General features: G+C 60.1%; 15 protein-coding genes. 14 read left to right on the top strand and 1 reads right to left on the bottom strand.

Annotated features, from left to right (window positions below; all coding sequences use genetic code 11):
- Position 1: 1 nt before the first annotated feature.
- The 14 genes from waaC to IB254_RS16620 all read left to right on the top strand — a co-directional run bounded on the left by waaC (position 2) and on the right by IB254_RS16620 (position 14762).
- The gene (gene waaC / locus IB254_RS16685) at positions 2-1063 is read left to right on the top strand and encodes a lipopolysaccharide heptosyltransferase I (protein WP_192418119.1); all 1062 of its coding nucleotides are present in this window, start codon (positions 2-4) and stop codon (positions 1061-1063) included.
- A complete protein-coding gene (locus IB254_RS16680) occupies positions 1063-2187 on the top strand; it encodes a glycosyltransferase family 4 protein (protein WP_192418118.1) in 1125 nt (374 codons plus the stop codon). Before waaC ends, IB254_RS16680 begins: the two co-directional genes overlap by 1 nt.
- Complete coding sequence (rfaP, locus tag IB254_RS16675; RefSeq protein WP_192418117.1) at positions 2184-2990, top strand: lipopolysaccharide core heptose(I) kinase RfaP; 807 nt, start codon at positions 2184-2186, stop codon at positions 2988-2990. The genes IB254_RS16680 and rfaP overlap by 4 nt, the downstream gene beginning before the upstream one ends.
- On the top strand, positions 2990-3724 hold the full coding sequence (locus tag IB254_RS16670; protein WP_008040356.1) for a lipopolysaccharide kinase InaA family protein: 735 nt from the start codon (positions 2990-2992) through the stop codon (positions 3722-3724). The genes rfaP and IB254_RS16670 overlap by 1 nt, the downstream gene beginning before the upstream one ends.
- Complete coding sequence (locus tag IB254_RS16665; protein WP_192226900.1) at positions 3721-4473, top strand: lipopolysaccharide kinase InaA family protein; 753 nt, start codon at positions 3721-3723, stop codon at positions 4471-4473. Before IB254_RS16670 ends, IB254_RS16665 begins: the two co-directional genes overlap by 4 nt.
- Positions 4473-5924: a lipopolysaccharide kinase InaA family protein gene (locus tag IB254_RS16660; RefSeq protein WP_192418116.1), complete on the top strand. Its 1452-nt coding sequence runs from the start codon at positions 4473-4475 to the stop codon at positions 5922-5924. Before IB254_RS16665 ends, IB254_RS16660 begins: the two co-directional genes overlap by 1 nt.
- Positions 5925-6130: 206 nt before the next feature.
- Positions 6131-6466, top strand: coding sequence for a YceK/YidQ family lipoprotein (locus tag IB254_RS16655; RefSeq protein ID WP_192418115.1), 336 nt, complete (start codon positions 6131-6133; stop codon positions 6464-6466).
- Positions 6467-6640: 174 nt separating this feature from the next.
- The gene (locus IB254_RS16650; protein ID WP_008027860.1) at positions 6641-8398 is read left to right on the top strand and encodes a carbamoyltransferase; all 1758 of its coding nucleotides are present in this window, start codon (positions 6641-6643) and stop codon (positions 8396-8398) included.
- A complete protein-coding gene (locus tag IB254_RS16645) occupies positions 8382-9512 on the top strand; it encodes a glycosyltransferase (protein ID WP_008027861.1) in 1131 nt (376 codons plus the stop codon). Before IB254_RS16650 ends, IB254_RS16645 begins: the two co-directional genes overlap by 17 nt.
- Positions 9512-10408: an antimicrobial resistance protein Mig-14 gene (locus IB254_RS16640; RefSeq protein ID WP_192226904.1), complete on the top strand. Its 897-nt coding sequence runs from the start codon at positions 9512-9514 to the stop codon at positions 10406-10408. Before IB254_RS16645 ends, IB254_RS16640 begins: the two co-directional genes overlap by 1 nt.
- Positions 10409-10416: 8 nt before the next feature.
- Complete coding sequence (locus IB254_RS16635; protein ID WP_192226905.1) at positions 10417-11847, top strand: PIG-L deacetylase family protein; 1431 nt, start codon at positions 10417-10419, stop codon at positions 11845-11847.
- Positions 11844-12800 (top strand): glycosyltransferase, encoded by a 957-nt coding sequence (locus IB254_RS16630; RefSeq protein WP_008027864.1) that lies wholly within the window; start codon positions 11844-11846, stop codon positions 12798-12800. The genes IB254_RS16635 and IB254_RS16630 overlap by 4 nt, the downstream gene beginning before the upstream one ends.
- A gap of 38 nt (positions 12801-12838) precedes the next feature.
- Positions 12839-13606: a glycosyltransferase family 2 protein gene (locus tag IB254_RS16625; RefSeq protein ID WP_192226907.1), complete on the top strand. Its 768-nt coding sequence runs from the start codon at positions 12839-12841 to the stop codon at positions 13604-13606.
- A 4-nt stretch (positions 13607-13610) separates the two neighbouring features.
- Positions 13611-14762 (top strand): O-antigen ligase family protein, encoded by a 1152-nt coding sequence (locus tag IB254_RS16620; RefSeq protein WP_008040383.1) that lies wholly within the window; start codon positions 13611-13613, stop codon positions 14760-14762.
- Between the two features lie 42 nt (positions 14763-14804).
- Here the strand turns inward: IB254_RS16620 and IB254_RS16615 are convergent, their stop codons facing one another.
- Positions 14805-15446 (bottom strand): hypothetical protein, encoded by a 642-nt coding sequence (locus IB254_RS16615; RefSeq protein ID WP_008040384.1) that lies wholly within the window; start codon positions 15444-15446, stop codon positions 14805-14807.
- Between the last annotated feature and the right edge of the window lie 33 nt (positions 15447-15479).

The raw sequence follows: 15479 nt of genomic DNA, 5'->3' as shown, positions 1-15479 counted from the left end.
TTTGCGGGTTCTGCTGATCAAGACTTCTTCGCTGGGCGACGTGATTCATGCGTTGCCGGCGTTGACCGACGCATCCCGGGCGATTCCCGGCATCACGTTCGACTGGGTGGTGGAAGAAGGTTTCGCCGAGATCCCGACCTGGCACCCGGCCGTGGGCAAGGTGATTCCGGTGGCGATCCGTCGCTGGCGCAAGAACATCTGGCAAACCATCAAGAGTGGCGAGTGGAAGCGCTTCAAGCAAAGCGTTCGCGCCACGAAATATGATCTGGTCATTGACGCGCAAGGCCTGTTGAAAAGCGCGTTGCTGACCCGCTACGTCAAGGCGCCGGTGGCGGGCCTGGATAAAGGATCGGCGCGAGAGCCGATTGCTGCGCGTTTCTATGATCGACGCCTGGCGGTCGCCCGTGGTCAACACGCGGTGGAGCGAGTGCGTCAGCTGTTCGCCATCGCCCTGGGGTACGACTTGCCGAAAGGTCTGGGCGATTACGGCCTGAACGTCGAGCGCCTGGTGGAATTGCCGCGCAAGAATCCGTATGTGCTGTTCCTGCACGGCACCACCTGGGACACCAAACACTGGCCTGAAGCCTATTGGCGCGAACTGGCCGAGCGCGTTGGCTATCTGGGCGTCGGCGTGAAGCTGGCGTGGGGCAATCCGGCCGAGAAGGCCCGGGCTGAACGCATCGCCAAAGACATGCGCCACGTCGAAGTGCTGCCCAAGCTGAACCTGGCGGGCATCGGCAAAGTGCTGGCCGGCGCGCAAGCGTGCGTGGCGGTGGACACCGGTCTTGGTCACCTCGCGGCCGCACTCGATGTGCCAACGCTGTCGCTGTTCGGTCCGACCAACCCAGGCCTGACCGGCGCGTATGGCAAGGCACAGATTCACATGGCCAGCGATTTCCCCTGCGCACCCTGCCTGCAAAAGAAATGCACCTATCAACCGACGGCCGAAGATGCCCGCCGGTTTGACCTGAAATGCGAGTCGCCACTGTGCTTCACGCGTTTGAATCCCGAGCGTGTCGCGACCCGACTGAGCACGTTGTTACTGGCTGAGGAGCTGCGCTGATGCAATTGGCATTCGTCTTGTACAAGTACTTTCCGTTCGGGGGCTTGCAGCGCGATTTCATGCGCATTGCCCTGGAATGTCAGCAGCGCGGTCATCAGATTCGTGTCTACACGCTGATCTGGGAAGGCGACATCCCGCCGGGTTTCGAAGTGCTGGTGGCGCCGGTCAAGGCGTTCTTCAATCATCGTCGCAACGAGAAACTCAGCGAGTGGATGGAGGCCGATCTGGCCAAGCGTCCGGTGGACCGCCTGATCGGTTTCAACAAAATGCCAGGCCTGGACGTCTACTACGCCGCCGACGGCTGCTTCGAAGACAAGGCGCAGAACCTGCGCAACTCGCTGTACCGTCGTTGGGGCCGCTACCGGCACTTCGCCGAGTACGAGCGCGCGGTGTTCGCCAAGGACGCCAAGACTGAAGTGCTGATGATCTCCGAAGTCCAGCAGCCGCTGTTCATCAAGCATTACGACACGCCGCTGGAACGCTTCCATTTGCTGCCGCCGGGCATTTCTCAGGACCGTCGTGCACCACCGAATGCGGCTGAGATTCGTGCCGGGTTCCGTCGTGAATTCAACCTGCAGGACGACGAGTTGTTGCTGGTGCAGATCGGCTCCGGGTTCAAGACCAAGGGCGTGGATCGCAGCCTCAAGGCGCTGGCCGCATTGCCCGCTGACCTGAAGAAACGCACCCGGCTGTTTGTAATTGGCCAGGATGACCCCAAGTTGTTCCAGGTGCAGAGTGCCGCCTTGGGGCTCGGTGACAACGTGACGTTCCTCAAGGGGCGTAGCGATATCCCGCGTTTTCTGCTGGGTGCCGACTTGTTGATCCACCCGGCGTACAACGAAAACACCGGGACCGTGTTGCTCGAAGCCCTGGTGGCCGGGTTGCCGGTACTGGTCAGCGCCGTGTGCGGTTACGCCCATTACATCGCCGAGGCCGACACCGGCCTGGTGCTGGACGAACCCTTTGATCAGGCGCAACTGACGCAATACCTGACCAGCATGTTGAACGACGCTCAAGCACGGGCGGCCTGGAGCCGCAACGGTCTGGCCTTCGCCGAGACGGCCGACCTCTACAGCATGCCGCAACACGCGGCCGATGTGATTCTGGCGGAGCACGCTAAATGAAGTTGATGCTGGCTGAACCGTTCAAGAGCCTTTGGGCCGGACGCGACCCGTTCGCCGAAGTCGAAGGCTTGCAGGGCGAGGTTTATCGCGAGCTGGAAGCGCGCCGGACCTTGCGCACTGAAGTGAACGGCAATGGTTTTTTCGTGAAGATCCACCGTGGCATTGGCTGGGGCGAGATCTTCAAGAACCTGCTGACCGCCAAGCTGCCGGTGCTCGGTGCGGGCCAGGAGTGGAAAGCCATTCAGCGCCTGCAGGAGGTCGGTGTGCCGACCATGACTGCCGTCGCCTACGGTGAAAAGGGCAGCAACCCGGCGGATCAGCATTCGTTCATCGTTACCGAAGAGCTGGCGCCGACCGTCAGCCTCGAAGATTTCAGTATTGACTGGGTCAAGCAACCGCCGGAGCCCAAACTCAAGCGCGCGCTGATCGCCGAAGTCGCGCGCATGACCGGCATGATGCACCGCGCCGGGGTCAACCATCGCGACTGCTACATCTGCCACTTCCTGTTGCACACCGATAAACCGGTGACCGCCGACGATTTCAAACTTTCGGTGATCGACCTGCACCGCGCCCAGACCCGCCCGACGATTACCCAGCGCTGGCGTAACAAGGATCTGGCAGCGCTGTACTTCTCGGCCCTGGACATCGGCTTGACCCAGCGCGACAAGTTGCGTTTCCTCAAGGTCTACTTCCAGCAACCGCTGCGCCAGATTCTGTCGGAAGAAGCGGGGCTGCTCGCCTGGCTGGAAGGCAAGGCCAACAAACTCTACGACCGTAAACAGCGATACGGGGATGCGCTCTGATGTCGGGCTGGAAACTGGAACCAGCTTATAGCGAGCTGGCAGAAGATTTCGGCAGCCTTGAAGCGGTGTTTGCGCTGAAGGGCGAGCGACTGACTCACGACCCGTTGTCCGAAGTCATCCGCGTCAATCGCAATGGCGTCAACTATTACGTCAAGCGTTACGTCGGCGCGGGCAAGGGCTTGCGCCGTTATCTGGGCAAGCCACGGGTGAAAATGGAGTGGCAGAACCTCAAGCGCTTCGCCAAATGGGGCATTCCCACTGCTGAAGTGGTGGCCTGGGGGCTGGAGCGGCGCGGTGCCGCGTACGCTCGCGGGGCGATGATTACCCTTGAACTGCCGCAAACCGTAGACCTGTCCATCCTGGCTGAACGGCATGATCCAAAACTGGCGGACCGCGCCTGGGTCGATCATGTCAGTCGGCAATTGGCCGGTTACACCCGGACCATGCACGACCACCGTTTCACCCATAACGATCTGAAGTGGCGCAACCTGTTGATCGACGACCAGGCCCGGCTGTTCCTGATCGATTGCCCAAACGGTAATTTCTGGCGCGGCTTCTGGCTCAAGTACCGTATCACCAAGGATCTGGCGTGCCTGGACAAGGTCGCCAAGTATCAGCTGTCGGCGACTCAACGCCTGCGCTTTTACCTGCAATACAGCCAACGGACACGACTCAATGCCGCCGACAAAAAACGGATCCGGCACGTGGTTAGATTTTTTGAGGGACGCGAATGACTGATTTTCTGGCTGCTGAAGACCGTGCGCTACTGGAGCGCCACGGCCTCGGCAACTTCGATGCGCTTTGGGCCAGGCAGCTTGATGCTGTGGATGAGCCCAACACCGTGCGCGGTGGCTGGAGCAGCGTGTTTCGGCTGGATCTTGAAGGTCACGGCTTCTACCTCAAGCGGCAAAGCAACTACCAGATGCGCACGTTGCATGCGCCGTTTGGCGAGCCCAGTTTTGCCCGGGAATTTCGCAACATCAGTCGTTATGAAAAGCTTGGCATTCCGGCGCTGAAAGCGGCGTTCTTCGGTGAGCGCAAAGTCGATGGCGAAGTCAGGGCGATTCTGCTGACCCGTGCGCTGGACGGTTGGGATGACCTGGATTCGCTGTTGCAGCGCTGGTCGGAGTTAAGTGGCGCGCAGCACTCGGCGATTTTGCAGGCGTGTGGCGAGCTGGCTCGGCGCCTGCACGCGGCGCGTCAGGTTCATGGCTGCTTCTATCCCAAACACATTTTTCTACGGGCCACGGGCGACGGTTACCAGGCCCAATTGATCGACCTGGAGAAAACCCGGCCGCTGCTGTGGGGCCGGCGTGACCGGGTCAAGGATCTGGAGCCGTTGACGCGGCGGGCGCCCGAGTGGAGCGATGCGCAGGTACGTGAATTGCTGGCCGCTTACCTGGATCAATCGCAGGACAGTTCGCTGATCGACAGCTGGCTGGCGCGACTGACTGCGCGGCGCAGCCACAAGGAGGCGCGCTGATGCGTTTGTCCGAACTGAAAAACACCGGCCGTAGCCCGGCTCTGCCGCTGAGCGTTTCACTGGCCGATGCCGCCGGCCCTGCCGAGTTGCAATTGTTGAGTCTGTTGCGGGTGTTGCCGGGCCAGCGTTATGTCGGCGCCGGTGTCTGGCGTGGCCGCCCGGTGCTGGCCAAGTTGTTGGTCGGCACCAAGGCGGCCCGGCATTTCCAGCGAGAACTGGACGGTGTGCGCTTGCTCGCCGCTCAAGGTCTGACCACGCCGCAGCTGCTGGCCGACGGCTTGAAGGACGGCGAGGGCAGCTGGTTGCTGTTCGATTTCCTTGAAGGCGCCGAGAGCCTGGGGGATACCTGGAAACAGGTCGAGCACTTGCCGGTGCTCGCGGATGGACAAGGAGCCGTGTTGGCCGAGGCGTTGGGCGCGATCGGCCAGATGCACCGCAAAGGGCTGTGGCAGGAAGACCTGCACCTGGACAACCTGCTGCGTCAGGGCGGTCGACTGTATCTGATCGACGGCGCCGGGATCTGCAGCGAAACCCCCGGCCAGCCATTGTCGCGGCAGAAAGTCCTGGAAAACCTCGGGGTGTTTTTCGCCCAGTTGCCCAAGGCGCTGGAGCCTTTCACCGAAGAATTGCTGGTGTATTACCTGTTGAGCAATGGCGAGCATGCCTTGCCCATGGAAGCGTTGCAGAAGCAGATCGACAAGGTCCGCAGCTGGCGCCTCAAGGACTTCCTGATCAAGGTCGGACGCGAATGCACGCTGTTCAGCGTGCAGCGCGGGGCCTTCGGGTTGCGGGCGATTCGCCGCGAGGAAGAAGCGGCGATGTTGCCGGTGCTGGAGCAGGCCGATGCATTGCTCGATCAGGGCCATCTGTACAAGACCGGCGGCGCGGCGAGTGTCGGAAAAGTCGCGGTGGACGGTCGGACGCTGGTAATCAAGCGCTACAACATCAAAGGCTTTGCCCACTGGCTCCAGCGCTTCTGGCGCCCGAGCCGTGCCTGGCACTCATGGCGCGAAGGCAATCGGCTGGCATTCCTCGGTATTGCCACGCCGAAACCGCTGGCCGTGCTGGAAAAACGTTTTCTCTGGTTGCGCAGCCGGGCGTATCTGGTGACCGAGCATTTGCCGGGGCCGGACATCATCGAGCGGTTTGCGCCGTACGTTGAAAGCGGTGAAGCGCCCGAGGCAGAGCTGGTGGCGCTGGATCATTTGTTTGCAGAGCTGATTCGCGAGCGAATCAGTCATGGCGACTTCAAGGGCCACAACCTGTTCTGGCAGGAAGATCGCTGGGCGCTGATCGATCTGGACGCGATGCGTCAGCACGGCTCGCTCGCCAGCTTCGCCCCGGCGTATGCGCGGGACCGGGCGAGGTTCATGCGCAATTGGCCTGAGAGCAGCGCGCTGTATCAGGTCATCGATCAGCGGCTGCCCAAAGAAATCGCCAGCGCTGCTTGAGTTTTCTGCAGGGTCTGCGGCAAACACACATTCTGTGCCCGCTGCAGATCCTGTAGGAGCAAGCTTGCTCGCGATGGTGCCGGCACAGCCACCGGAGATCAGGCGGACAAGTTCTTATGAAATGTCCTACATGATCCCCAGACCCCATGAACTGTGCCCTGAATAGCCGCAATGCTAGTTTGCCTGACGTTCATGGAGGGCAAATCTTGACGATTAAAATGGCTGTTCTGCTCGGCACATTCTCACTGGCGCTATCTGGCTGCGGCACCGCCGTCACCGTCCTGCAAAATGACGAAGACGCGGCGCGTGACCTGCGCAAACAAAAAACCTACTGCCAGTCCATCCCGCGTATCTACAGCGGGATGGCCTACGATTTTTGTGTGCTGAATGCACCGCCGGACCCCACGGGTTTTCTTGTACCGCTGGTTTTGCTGGACCTGGCGTTGTCCGGTGCGCTGGACACCGTTGTCTTGCCGTACACGATTTACCGGCAAGGGGCCGATGGCAATCTCAGGATTTACTGGCGGCCGGGTCGCGGATGATCCTGGCCATGCGTCCTGGCCTTGGGTCATGTTTACGCCGCTGATAACCGTAGGGTCATTCCCGGCATGTTTACGCTATAATCCCGCCCTTTAGCTGTCTCTCGCCCCTTGCGAGGGCACATTAATTTTTGAGGCGCGTTGCGCCTGCATGCAGACTAAAGAGGCTAGACCCCTGTGGCATTGACGATTCTTGGCCTGTCCGGCGCCCTTAGCCATGATCCTTCCGCAGCCTTGTACATCGACGGCAAGCTGGTCGCGGCGGCTGAAGAAGAGCGCTTTGTGCGCGATAAACATGCAAAGAACCGCATGCCATACGAATCGGCGAAGTTCTGCCTCGAGCAGGCGGGCATCAAGCCGTCCGACGTTGACGTGGTTGCGATTCCGTTCGCGCCGATCAGCTTGTTCGGCAAGGCACGCTGGCATTACGCCAAGCGTTACTGGTACGCCCCGGACCGCGCCCTCGACGCGATCCTGATGGGCAACCGTCGCTACAAGCGCTATCGCAACAAGATCGTCTGGTGCCTGGAGCAACTGGGCTTCGACCCGAAAAAAATCAAGATCGAGCCCGTCGAGCATCACCTGGCTCACGCTTCCAGCGCTTACCACTGCTCCGGTTTCAAAGAGAAAACCGCGATCCTCGGCATCGACGGCAAGGGTGAGTACGCCACGACCTTCTTCGGTTACGGCGAAAACGGCAAAATCCACAAGATCAAGGAATTCTTCGATCCGGACTCCCTGGGCGGCCTGTACGGTGCGATCACCGAGTTCCTCGGTTTCGAGATGCTCGACGGCGAGTTCAAGGTCATGGGCATGGCGCCGTACGGCGACGCCAGCAAGTACGACTTCTCCCGCCTGGCCTCGTTCGAGAACGGCGAGCTGGTGATCAACACCGACTACGCCAACGTCATCGGCCTGCGCCGTTATAAAGAGAAGGGCAAGGGTTTCTACTTCTCGCCGAAGCTGATCGAGTGGCTGGGTCCCAAGCGAGAAGGCGACATCGCCGACGAGCCGTACATCCACTACGCCGCGAGCATGCAAGCGCTGTTCGAGAAACTGGCGTTGCAGATGATCGACCATTACCTGGGCGACGTGCTCAAGGAAACCGGCAAGCTGGCCTTCGCCGGCGGCTGTGCGTTGAACGTCAAGCTCAACCAGAAAATCATCGCCCGTGACGACGTCAAAGAGCTGTTCGTCCAGCCTGCGTCCGGCGATGCCGGCACCGCGGTCGGCGCGGCGGCCTACGTGTCTCACGCCCGTGGCGTGCCGGTCGAGAAGATGGAACACGTCTACCTCGGCCCGTCGTACAGCAACGAAGACGTGCTGGCAGCATGCGCCCGTCACCCGAGCAAGCCGGTATGGCGCAAGCTCGAGAACATGCCGGAAAACATTGCCAAGATCATGGTCGATGGCAACCCGGTTGCGTGGTTCCAGGGTCGCATGGAGTTCGGTCCGCGTGCCTTGGGCGGTCGTTCGATCATCGGTTGCCCGAGTGCGACCGGCGTGGCTGACCGCATCAACCACCAGATCAAGTTCCGCGAGCGCTGGAGGCCTTTCTGCCCGTCGATGCTCGACACCGTCGCACCGCAGATGATCAAGATCGATCACCCGGCGCCGTTCATGACCTTCACCTTCGAAGTGGCTGAAGAGTGGAAAACTCGCGTGCCGGAAGTCGTCCACGAAGACGGCACGTCCCGGGCCCAGGTGCTCAAGCGCGAATACAACCCGCGCTACTACGACATGATGAAGGCGCTGGAAGTGCTGACCGGAAACGGCGTGTCGCTGAACACTTCGCTCAACCGTCGTGGCGAGCCGATGATCTGCTCGCCGACGGATGCCCTGAACATGTTCTTCGGCTCCGACCTGCAGTATCTGATCATGGAAGACATCCTGGTGGTCAAAGAGGGCGCGGACGCATATGACACGCTCGGCTGAACGCCATGTGCTGCAGTTCTGTCACGGCTATGACGGGCCGTTTCTGGACTGCGCCCGGCAGTACGCCAGCCTGTTCGCGGGGACCGGATATCGAGTGACCACGGTGTTTCTGACCGGGGTTGCAGACAGCGAGGTTGCCGCGGGCTGTGCTTCCGATGAAGTGTTGTTCATGGAATACAGCTCCAAGGCCATTCGTGGCCTGAAGCTGGGTGCCATCGGCGATCTGCGCAAGATCGCCGCTTCGCGCAACTTCAGCTTCTGCATCGCTCATCGTTTCAAGCCGATCTACATCGCCTTGTTGGGCACTTCGTTGCCGGTGATCGGCGTGCATCACGCGTTTGATGACTACAAGCGCGGCACTCGCAAACTCTTCGCCCATATTTTCCGAAAGCGTCTGAGCCTGCTCGGGGTTTCCGACGCGGTGCGCGACGACATGCGCAGTTGCTTGCCGAAATGGCCGGCCGGGCGGATTCAGACACTCTATAACCGCATCGATGTGCAAACCTTGCAAGACAGCCAGGTGTCCGTTCGTGAAGCCCGGGAAACCCTGGGGTTGTCGATGGATGCCTGGGTTGTCGGCAACGTCGGGCGGCTGCATCCGGACAAGGATCAGGCCACGTTGCTGGAAGGTTTTGCGACGGCTCTGCCGGGTTTGCCGGCTAACAGCCAACTGGTCGTTTTGGGTACCGGTCGGCTGGAGCAGGACCTCAAGGCCCAGGCCCGCGAACTGGGCATTGGCGATCGCGTACTGTTCCTTGGGCAGGTGCCCGAGGCTCGGCGTTATTTCCGTGCCTTCGATGTGTTTGCCCTGAGTTCCGATCACGAGCCGTTCGGCATGGTGCTACTGGAGGCCATGGCTGCCGGCGTGCCGTTGCTCGCCACGGCGTGTGGCGGCGCGAAGGAAGTGGTGGAAGGCGTTGGCATTCTGTTCCCGTTGGGCGATGCCGGGCACCTGGCTCAAGGGCTGCACCATCTGGCCGCAATGGATGAGCAACAACGTCGCCAGTGCGCCGAGCTGATGCTCGACCGCCTGCGTGAACGCTTCTCCGACCGTGCCGTACGCGATGCTTTCTGGCGTTTGCCACACGTTACCGAACTGGCGCCGAGGGGCTGATGCTCAACCGACTACAAGGCTGGCGCGAGCGTGGCTGGGCGGTGGTCGATGCCTCGACATACGCCGAGGCCTGGCACCGTTATGGCGGCAGCGTCGCGACGCATCCGATGGTCGTCGAACGACTGGCTCATTTGGCCGGCATTCCCGTGCGCTATCTGGCCTGGGCGCAAAACGGTGACGTCCAGGCGGCCATCCCGACCTGGGGGCGCGACCTTGCCTTGTCCAAGGACGTGCTCAAGCGCAACGGTAAAAAAGGCCTGTTCGACCTCGGCAATGCCGAGCTCATCCTGCCAGCCGCTGCTGATACCCAAGCGCCCCTGCGCCATCGCGCCCGTTATCTGTCAGCACTGAATGAAGGCCGCTTCGCAGGCATCAGGTTGCAGGCTGAACAATTGGCCATGGCCCGCACTCCGGAAGAGCTGTCGAAAAAGTTTCGCTACAACCAGCGCCGCGAATTGCGCTTGCTGGAGGAGGCAGGCGGCGTGGTGCGGCCGGTCAGCGAGTTTTCCAGCCGAGAACTGGCCGCGATTTATTGCGACCTGTTTCAGCGTCGCTGGGGCTTTGCGGCCACCGGCGCCGAGCGCATGGGCGAAGTGATCGAGTTGTTGCGTGATTTGTTGATCGGCTCGGTGATTTTCCTCAACGACGCGCCGATCGCGATTCAACTGGTTTACCGCGTCGAAGCGCCGCAATGGATCAGTGTCGAGTACATCAATGGTGGCGTGGACCCGCAAACCCGTGAATTCAGCCCTGGCAGCGTGCTGAGCTTTCTCAATACGCAAAGTGCCTGGGAGCATGCGCGAGCGCTGGACAAGCCCCTGCGCTTCTCCTTCGGTCGCGCCGATCGTGAATACAAGGATCGCTGGTGCAATCCTGTGCCAGTCTTCACCGTATGAGCCAATCCATGAGCCGTAAACAGCAATTGCTCAAGCGCCATCGGCGCCAGAAACGCATCGGCCTGCTGGTCGCGCTGGTGCTGTTGATTGCCATCGGCGTGCTGGTGGCCTGGTGGTTGCCGCTGATTCTGGCGGTCCTGGGCTGGATCGCTCACGAAGCATGGTTTGCCGACCATTTGTTTTATTCGCCCAAAGACGATTACGAGTACAGCTTCCCGCCCTATACCCAACAACCCAAGGTTCACCTGGACGGTGAGCATTTGCGGCTGGATGACGGCGTCATGCTGGTGGACGACGCGACCCTGGTGCTGGCGTTACGGATCAAAAGCACCTGGCTGGGGCGCTTTCTCGACCCGATAGTGGAATTGTCGGGTGGCGACAGTCCGGACCGGCAAGTCTTTGAGCGTGGTGTGAGCGGTCTGCGTTACCTCAATCTCAGCGGCCAGGCGCAGGTTCTGTCCAAAGGCGAGCTGCGTCTGCGCGGGCGTTTCTGCCGATTGCTCGGCGAACCGGTACTCTGGGCGTTCGAACATCCGGATTACAGCAATCGGCGGGTGATGGTAATCGCGCCCCATGCCGACGATGCCGAACTGGCCGCGTTCGGCTTGTACAGCAGTGCCAGCGAAAGCTGGATCGTGACGTTGACCGCCGGTGAAATCGAGGCCGAACACTATCAGCAGATGGGGCTCAAAGGCGTCGAAGCATCCCGGTTGAAAGGTTCGCTTCGCGCCTGGGACAGTATCAGCGTGCCATTGTGGGGCGGCGTACCTCAGGAACGCTGTGTCCAGCTGGGCTACTTCTGTCTACAGTTGCCTGCCATGCAAAACGCGCCGGCCGAGGCCGTGTTGTCCCGCGAGGCGCAACTGGGCGATACCCGTTATTTTCGACGGTTCAATCCGTTCGCCCTGGGCAGTGACGTGGATGGCGTGCCGTCCTGGAACAACCTGCTGGCCGACCTGAAAGAGCTGATCGAGCGCATTCAGCCCCAGGTCATTGTCTTGCCGCATCCGCGCTTCGACCCGCACCCGGACCACCTATGTTCGCAACAAGCAGTGATGCAGGCGCTGGGTGGTACAGCCTGGCAGCCCGAGACTTTGTTGCATTACGCCAATCACCTGCACGATAACGATCGCTGGCCAATGGGTGATGCCGGTGCGGGTGTGGCGATGCCTCCGCAAATCAGTGCCGAAGAGCCATTGCGCCCTTGGTCGCTTTGCCTGTCGACCGAAAAACAGTGGCACAAGGCCATGTCGTTGGGCATGATGCACGACCTTCAGCCGCGACTACCCCTCAAGCGTTTACTCCGCCGGGCGATACAACGTTGCCTGGCTGCCAGGCAATGGCCGGCTTTCGGCGAAAACGAGTTCTTCCGTAAAGCGGTGCGACGCCATGAATTATTCTGGGTCCATGAGCTGTCGGGAAAGAGAGAGACCAATTGAAAGTTCTGTTTCTGGTGCAGAAAGAGCAGCGAGCGATCCTCGACCGGCTGTATGACGGTATCGCTGAGCAGTGCGAGTGTGACAAGCGCGAATTGACCAGTGAGGAACAGGACGACTTGCGTGGCTACTTTCGCAAGCACGTAGATGTCTCTCGCTATGACCGGATCGTGTTCTTCCTGCGCTTCAAAAAAGAAATCAGACAGGTGAGGTTCATACAGACCCTGCCCAATCTGGTTATTCTGGAACACGATGCGTACCAGAATTACATTCCGTGCAAGTACACCGGAAAGTTCAGCGCCCATTACCGCAAGTTGCCCTGGGCGCGGGTGATCAGCTCGGGTTACATGGTCAGCCAGCGCCTGTGCGATGAAGGCTTTGACGCGCATTTCGTGCCCAAGGGCTACGATCAGGCGCTGTTGCAGAACCGTCAGCGTGAACGTGACATCGAGCTGGGTTTCGTCGGCAGCCTGAACAGTGTTGCCTATGCCGGACGCAGGGCGATGCTCGAGTCCGTGGCCGAAGTCGAAAACCTGCTGATCACGCGCACCAAGTCGGGTGAGGAATACTGCGAGACGTTGAGCCGGATCCGTTATTTCGTGAGTGCCGATGTCGGCATGGGCGAATACATGATCAAGAATTTCGAGGCCATGGCCTGTGGTTGTGTGTTGTTTGCTTACGATCAGGGCGAAGAAGAGAATCGCGCATTGGGCTTTGTCGATATGCACAACATTGTGCTTTATCGAACGCGCGATGAATTGAGGGAAAAACTCGCGGTGTTGCGTGAGTCCCCGCAACTGACCGAGTCCATTTCATTGGCCGGGCAGGCTCTGGTAGAGCAGCGTTACACCTTCCGCGCCGTTGGGCATGCGATTGTCGACGCCCTGCGCGCGCCGCTACGCGAGCACGTTCCGCTGGGCTGGAAAGAAAAAATACGCTTAACGCTCGGGCTGTGAAGCCGGCGGTCAAACCACTAATGGAGCGGTGTAAATAAATGCTGTTCAGCGAGACTAGCGACATTTCGGTCGTCATCACCAGTTGCGGTCGCTTCGATCTGTTGAAGCGAACCCTGGAGACGTTTGACCGGTTCAATACGGCTCCCATCCGCAGGGTATTCATTACCGAGGACTCCGGCGACAGCGCCGTCGAGGCCTGCATTCCGGAGCACTGGCGGGCGCATACCCGGTTCTTCATCAACAATCCGCGACTGGGGCAGCTACGATCCATCGATGCGGCCTATGCCGAGGTGCAGACCTCGTGGATTTTCCACTGCGAAGATGACTGGGACTTCTACCGCGAAGGCTTTATCGAAGAGTCCCAATGCTTGCTGGAAGAAGATCCGCAAGCCTTGCAGGTGTGGCTGCGCAGCTTCAATCATGACCTCAAGGTTCACAGTCCTTATGTGTTTTTGAACGAGCGCAAAGTCAGCCACGGCATTCCTTTCTATGTGCTGGGCTCGCACAAGGCCGACTGGCAGGGCTTCTCCCTGAACCCGGGCTTGCGACGCCGTGCCGATTACCTGATTCATGCACCGTACTCCGCTTTTTCCGGAGAGAAAGACCTGTCGCGCCTGTATGCCGGCGAAAACCGCTATGCGCTGATTCTGGAGAACGACGCGGTACTGCACACCGGTTTCGGTGAGCACGTGGTGGTACCACAGGAACGGCAAAACAAGTTAAGGCGTAAACGTCTCGATCGAATCAAGCTGGTCGTGGCCCTGATTCTTGGTGTGGCAATAGGTTGGGTAGTCAATGGAATTTAGCGGCATGAAGCCAGGGAAAATCACCATCACGTCGTACTTCGGGGCAGCACTTTGCTTGTTCCTGTTGAGTTTTGTGGTGGGCTGGTCTTCGAAGTGGACCAACAACCTGTATTACGGCCTGATGGTTTTGCCTGGGCTGGTCTTTCTGGTCAAGGAGCGCGGGGCAGGCCTGTTCAAGCTCCCGTTGGCGCTGGGGTGGCTGGCGTTCCTGTTGTGGTTTCTGGTTCCGGCGACGATTGCCGGACATGCGCAGTTCTTCAAGCACATTTTCTATGTGCTGATGTTCGTGATGGTCGTGGGCGCCCTCACCAATCCACAGTTTTTCCGCAGCTCGGCCTTCGTTCGTGCGCAGTTCTGGGTCCTGACGTTGTACGTATTCAGTTCGGCGATCTACGCCTGGGTGACCGGTGAGTATGCCGTCGGCATCCGTGTCGGACTGCTTCCAGGGCGTCTGGAAAATGTCATCTATGCCAGTATCTGGCTGTTCTGTGCATTGGGGCTGGCGCTGCCGATGTGGGTCAAGGAGCGGAGGCTGATCGAAGGTGGCCTGGCTGTCTTCCTGGCGGTGTTCGCCGTGGTCTTTGTCATGCAGACACGCACCGCGTTGGTGGGCGGAGCCTTCCTGTTGGGCGCCTGGCTGCTTTACGCGCTTTACAAGAAGCCGCGGCTGGTGGGCAGTGCGATGGCGGTTGGCCTGGTGATTCTCGGTCTGTTGTTCTGGATGGTGCACAACGAGCTTTGGTTCCTGTCCCTGTGGAACCGGGGTGATTCGTACCGCATCGAAATCTTCCACATCATGATCGGCGAGTGGCGCAACTGCGGTTGGGCGCTGGGCTGCGGCATCGGTTTCCATACTGAACAGTTGCTCGATGGCACGATGCCGATCCAGCATCCGCATAATATCTTCGTGGCCATGGGACTTTACGGCGGTGCGGTGGCGTTGCTGCTGTTTGTCGGGTTGATGGTGGCTTCGCTGTGGCAAGCCTGGCGTCTGCGCGATGCGTGGGGTGTTTACCTGGCGTGTGCGTTGGTGATGTTGAACTTCGATGGAAGTTTGCTGATCGGCAACCCTGACGAGTTGTGGCCGCTGGTGTTGCTGCCTTCGGCGATGATTCTCTCGCGTGTATTGAAAGCGCGACGCCAGGCACTGGCGTAATGCCTGACCTTCGCCTCCTCCCCGGAGGCGAAGGTGTCCAGATCATTTTTGCAGGGCGATGCTCAATTCTTCCGCAGAGCAAACGCTCTGGGTCTGGCCATAATTCTGCATGAACACTTCACCGCGATCGTCGAGCAACCACTGGCGATCCTGCGGGTAACGCACCATATGCTTGAAGTTGCGCAGCCGCAGGGTCTTGCGCAGCGGACGGCGATAGACCCGCATATCGGCAATGTCGATCAAACCCAATTGATGCTCGGGCGTCAGCACGATGTTGCCCAGGTGCGCCGAGCGGAAATAGATCCCGCGCTCATGCAGGGTCGCCATGAACGCCCCCAACTGGCCGCGCAGCGGATCAGCGTCGCCTTCGTCGTCCAGCAACTGACGCAGGGTCTGACCCGGTAACGGATCGTAGTGCACGGCATCGCGCTCGATACTCGCGATGCGGTAGACCTGACGAATCGACGGGCAGGGAATGTGCCGTTCACGCAATGCATCACAATTGTCGGCAAAACGTTTGGCGTACGGATACCAGGCGGCCGACGTCAACAGACGCTTGCGGCGGAACAGCTTGAGGATCGAGCCGTCCGTCAACCGCAGCACCTTGTCTCCCGAACCATCCGCTTCAAGGACTTGTGCACCCTCGCGCAGGGCGAGGTATCGGGTGTGGTCAAGCGCTTGCATCAATACTCCGGGGTCGACGCCGTGAGGCATGGA

Source organism: Pseudomonas sp. PDM03 (assembly GCF_014852385.1).
GTDB lineage: Bacteria > Pseudomonadota > Gammaproteobacteria > Pseudomonadales > Pseudomonadaceae > Aquipseudomonas > Aquipseudomonas migulae.
Note: the sequence above shows the minus strand (reverse complement) of the source record. Positions and strands in the feature narration are given on the sequence as shown.